The sequence below is a fragment of the Nocardiopsis alkaliphila YIM 80379 genome (genome assembly GCF_000341005.1).
GTDB classification, from domain to species: domain Bacteria; phylum Actinomycetota; class Actinomycetes; order Streptosporangiales; family Streptosporangiaceae; genus Nocardiopsis; species Nocardiopsis alkaliphila.
On the sequence record NZ_ANBD01000020.1, the window covers coordinates 30,027 to 34,667 of the forward strand.

Here is a 4,641-nt window from a genome sequence, read left to right on the forward strand (position 1 = left end):
AGGTGCGGACCAGGTGGAGTTTGGCGGCACCGGTCTCGTCCACCGGAGGCGACCATCCGGCCTCGATCCGTGACAGCGTTTCGGCGCGCGCTCGATGGTCGACCGGGCGCCGGTTGTCGGGATCCACCAGGGACAGGTCCCATAGTTCGGTGCCCTGGTAGAGGTCGGGCACACCCGGTCCCAGGAGCTGGATCGCCTTCTGTCCCAGGGAGTTGCTCCAACCAGGGCCTTGGAGGGAGCGGGCGAAGTCGCGCACCTCGGCGTGCAGGTCGGTGTCGGCGCGCAATCGGTCGGGCCAGGAGCGGATACGGCCCTCGAACTCGTGGTCCTGGTCGGTCCATGAGGTGCCCAGGCGAGCCTCCCGGGCGGCCTTGGTCAGGTAGGCGACCAGGCGTTCGTCCTCGATGGGCCAGGCGCCCAGGAGGGTCTGCCAGCCCAGGAGGTCCAAGGAGGGTTCGGGCAGGGGTGCGCGTGGGCTCCAACGGCGCACGGCGTCGGCGAAGTCGGCCGGGATCTCGGACAGCACGGCCAGGCGGGCACGCACGTCCTCGGAACGTTTGGTGTCGTGGGTGGACAGGGTGGTCATGGTGTGCGGCTGGGTCGCCTCACGGTGCGATTGGGCGGTGTGGAAGTCGCTCACGCCCACCCCGAACGCGGCGGGGTCGCCGCCGACCTCGTTGAGTGCGACGAAGCGGGTGCCTCGGTAGAAGGCGGTGTTCTCGGTTCCCATGGCCACGACCATGCCGCTGGTCTGTTGGACCCGGCGGGCGAGTTCACCGCGGGGTTCGGCGCGTACGGCGCGGTCGATGCCCTTGAGCAGGGGTTGGAGGTCGGGACGGCGTTCGGCCGCGGTACGCACCGCGCGCGCCCAGGCCGATTCACCCTCGGGGAGGTAGGAGCGGTAGACGTCGAAGGAGGTGAGGAGTTCGGCCACGGCCTCTTCGACGAGGCGAGGGCCGGTGAATCCATCGCCCTCAGGTGGGACCAGGGCGGCGATACGGCGCACCTCGGTCCGCAGGAGTTCGCTCGCGGCCCGGCCTCGGGCCTGGGAGTCGATCTCGGCGACGTCGGTGGCGACTCCGTGCTCGCGGGCCAGGGTGGTCAGTACGGGCTCGGCCTCGGGGGCGAGGAAGACCCCACAGATCTCGCGCAGCGCGTCGTAGCCGGTGGTGCCGGCGACCGGCCAAGAGGCGGGCGGGTACTCACCCGGGGCGAGGATCTTCTCCACCACGATCCAGCCGCCGAAGTGCTCGGCCAGGCGGCGCAGGTAACCTCCGGGGTCGCTGAGGCCGTCGACGTGGTCCACCCGCAGCCCGTCGACCAGGCCTTCGCGCCCCCAGCGCAGGATCTCGGCGTGGGTGGCGTCGAAGACCCCCGGGTCCTCCACCCGGACGGCGGCCAGGTGGTCGACGTCGAAGAAGCGCCGGTAGTTGAGTTCGCCGTCGCCGCGTCGCCAGGAGACCAACCGGTAGTGCTGGCGTTCGTGGACCTCGATGGCGTCGTCGCCGGGGGCGTGGGTGCCCGGGGCCAAGGGGAAGCGCTTGTCGAAGTGGACGAGGTGGCCGTCGGCGATGGTGAGCCGTTCCAGTGCGGCGCGGCCGTCGTCGCCGTCGTCGGCCAGGACGGGGACCAGGATCGGCCCGGAGCCGAAGTCGACGTCGAAGCAGCGCGCGTAGACCGAGTCACGGCCGTGGGTCAGCACGTCCCACCACCAAGGGTTGGCGTCGGGCCTGGACACCGACATGTGGTTGGGGACGATGTCCACGACCACACCCATCCCAAGAGCATGGGCGCTTTCGGCCAGTGCGGCGAGGGCCTTCGGTCCACCCAGCGTCTCGGAGACACGTGTGGGATCGGCCACGTCGTAGCCATGGTCGGAGCCGGGGGTGGCGGCCAGTATCGGGGACAGGTAGACCGCTCCCACCCCGAGCCTGCTCAACGGCTCCAGGAGCCGGGCCGCGTCCTCCAGGGTCAGTTCGGGAGACAGCTGCAGGCGGTAGGTCGACACCGGCGGGTTCTTGGACGTTGTGTGCGCGCTCATCGACGGTTCCCTGCCCCGACCGCCGGCGTGTCATGCGCGGCGACGTTCTTCCTGGTGGCGGAGCCGTTCCAGGGACGTACACGGGCGAGGTCCGACATCTTTCACCACACGAAAACCCTTCGTTCACCTGATGTCCACCCAAAGGCCTCCAAGACGCCACGGATGCGTCCGGTTCCACACACACCCGCGTTGGGGAAGGGGCTCCCCTCATGGTTGAATTCTTCGGCGGCGCTCCGTCACCAGCGACAACGCGCCCATGACCGGCGGCCAACGGTGAAACCGGACCACCGACTCCGACGAAGGGGATAGAAGCAGCGTGCTCCCGTCCAACAAGCGCACCCGCACCCAGGACCACCCCAGGCGCCGAGCCCACGCCTATCGGGGTGTCGCCTCGGCCGCGTTGGCCGGACTGATGTTGGCCACCTCCGCCTGCGGCAGCGACGAGGCCGTCCAAGGCTCGGCTCCCGCGACCCCGGACGATCTGGAATGTTTCTCGGGCAGCTTGAACGGCGCCGGCTCCAGCGCCCAAGAGAACGCTATGACGACGTGGATCGCCGGTTATCAATCGGCCTGCGAGGAGGCACGCGTCTACTACGACTCGATCGGTTCGGGTGGTGGCCGCAACCAGTTCATCGACGGCGCGGTGGCCTTCGCCGGCACCGACGCCGCCATGGACCCGGACGAGAACGCGGACGCCATGGCGCGCTGTGGCGGTTCGGACACCATCAACCTGCCCGCCTACGTAGTGGCCATCGCGGTGGTGTTCAATCTGGAGGGCGTGGACTCGCTCAACCTGCGTCCGGACACCATCGCCAAGATCTTCAACCAGGACATCACGAACTGGAACGACCCGCAGATCGCCCAGGACAATCCGCACGCGGACCTGCCGGACCTGCCGATCACCCAGGTGAACCGAGCCGACGACTCCGGGACCACGGAGAACTTCACCGACTACCTCGCGGCGGCCGCCCCCGACTCCTGGCCACACGATCCCTCAGGGCAATGGCCGCTCACCCCGCGTGAGTCCGCACAGGGCAACAGCGGTATCGCCGACACGGTCTCACGCGCTCAAGGAGCCATCGGTTACGTGGAGATGTCGCACCTGCACGGCCTGTCCGCGGCGAACATCGGGGTGGGTGAGGAATTCGTGGAGATCACGCCGGAGGCGGCCGCCCAGGTCGTGGCCGGTTCCCCACGCCGCGAGGAGAACGTCAGCGAGTTCGATCTGGCCCTGGACCTGGACTACGGCACCACCGAACCGGGCGGCTACCCGTTGGTCCTGGTCAGCTACGAGACGGTCTGCCTGGACTACCCGGACGAGGCGGAGGCCGAGCGGGTCAAGGCGTTCCTGAGGTACGTGGTGAGTCCCGAGGGACAGCAGGAGGCCTCCGCCGAGACCGACTCCACTCCGGTCAACGACGACCTGCGGGCCGACCTGTTGGCCTCCATCGAGGCGATCAACTCCTGACCCGGGCCCTGGCCCGGTCCGCGGAACGCCATCTCGGGAGAATTCAGGCGCGCCACCTTCCCTGGCGCGCCCGTTTCGCACCCGGAGTCCGATACCTTGTGTATGAGCCGCATCGCCCTCGGTCACCGATCGAGGTGCACGGTACACGCCGGGGTCCGCCCCCGCCCGGATAGGTGTCTTCCCCCATCTATCCGGCCGCGGTCGGACCCCTGGGTCCCTCTCCGTCACGACCACCGGGGAATCCGCCGAAGTCCTCGCGCACGCCTCCGCCACGGGCACGGCGGACTCGGCTCCAGAGTGAACGCGCCCGCGCCAACAGGGTCTTTCGAGGAGGGGCGTCCTCCTCCACCTCCCGGCCCTTCCCGGTTTCCCTTGACTCCTCCACCTCCCGCGTCACCCGCTCGGTGTCCTCGCATCGCTCCACCTCGGGTATCGGTCTGGGGGCCGGCGGAACCGAACGACGCAGGGTCAGGTCCGTCAGGGTGCCTTCGCCACCGTGGATCCGGTAGCGACCGTGGAGCCCGGCCACCACGTCGGCCAGGTCCTCGTCCTTATCGCACACTCGCATGGCCCGAGCCAAGGCCCGGGTACGCCACAACCTCACGCCCGCGTCCCTGGTGGGCGACTCGACTTGGAAGAGCTCGGTGAGGCCGGAACCGGAGCGTTCGGCGGCGGCCAGGAGTCGGGACAACGCCAGCTCACCCAGCCCCCAGGCCACGGGGAGTTGGAGGAGGAAGGGTGCGGGAAATCCGGTGCGCGGGGCGGCCGAGGCGAAGGAGATCCGGGGATCGCGCAGGTAGTTGGCCTGCACCAAGCGCAGATCCAGACCTTCGTATTCGGTGGGTTTGTCCCGTACGCCTTCCCAATCCGCGACCAAGGTGAGGGCCAGGTCCTTCTCGGTCCCGCCCAGGAGCCGATCCACACAGCCGCGCACCAGGTTGTAGGGGGCACCGGCCACGTCGATCACGGCGTGTACGAGCGGGACGCGGCGGCGCTGGGCCGGTACCCGTTCACGGTAGGCGTGGGGGTGCGGCATGAGTTCGGCCAAGACCTCGGTGCGAAAACGTTCGGAGGGCAGGTGGGTACGGACGGTGGAGGCCGGGCCCAGGTGCCAGGCGGTGGCGGGGGGGTC

At 69.3% G+C, this 4,641-nt stretch carries 2 protein-coding genes and 1 pseudogene (1 of these 3 cut by a window edge); 1 reads left to right on the forward strand and 2 read right to left on the reverse strand.

Annotated features, from left to right (window positions below; all coding sequences use genetic code 11):
* Positions 1–2,041, reverse strand: partial view of a malto-oligosyltrehalose synthase gene (treY, locus tag D472_RS0102420; RefSeq protein ID WP_026117309.1) — the 5' portion only. 329 nt of this gene lie to the left of the window's left edge; only the first 2,041 of its 2,370 coding nucleotides appear in the window; the start codon lies at positions 2,039–2,041; its stop codon lies beyond the left edge, outside the window.
* 316 nt (positions 2,042–2,357) lie between these two features.
* On the opposite strand from treY, the gene pstS reads away from it, so the two are divergent.
* Positions 2,358–3,509 (forward strand): phosphate ABC transporter substrate-binding protein PstS, encoded by a 1,152-nt coding sequence (gene pstS / locus D472_RS0102425; RefSeq protein WP_017602911.1) that lies wholly within the window; start codon positions 2,358–2,360, stop codon positions 3,507–3,509.
* Positions 3,510–3,696: 187 nt separating this feature from the next.
* Here pstS and D472_RS26560 read toward each other — a convergent pair.
* Positions 3,697–4,641 (reverse strand): annotated as a pseudogene (locus D472_RS26560) (glycosyl transferase family 2); the annotation flags it as partial.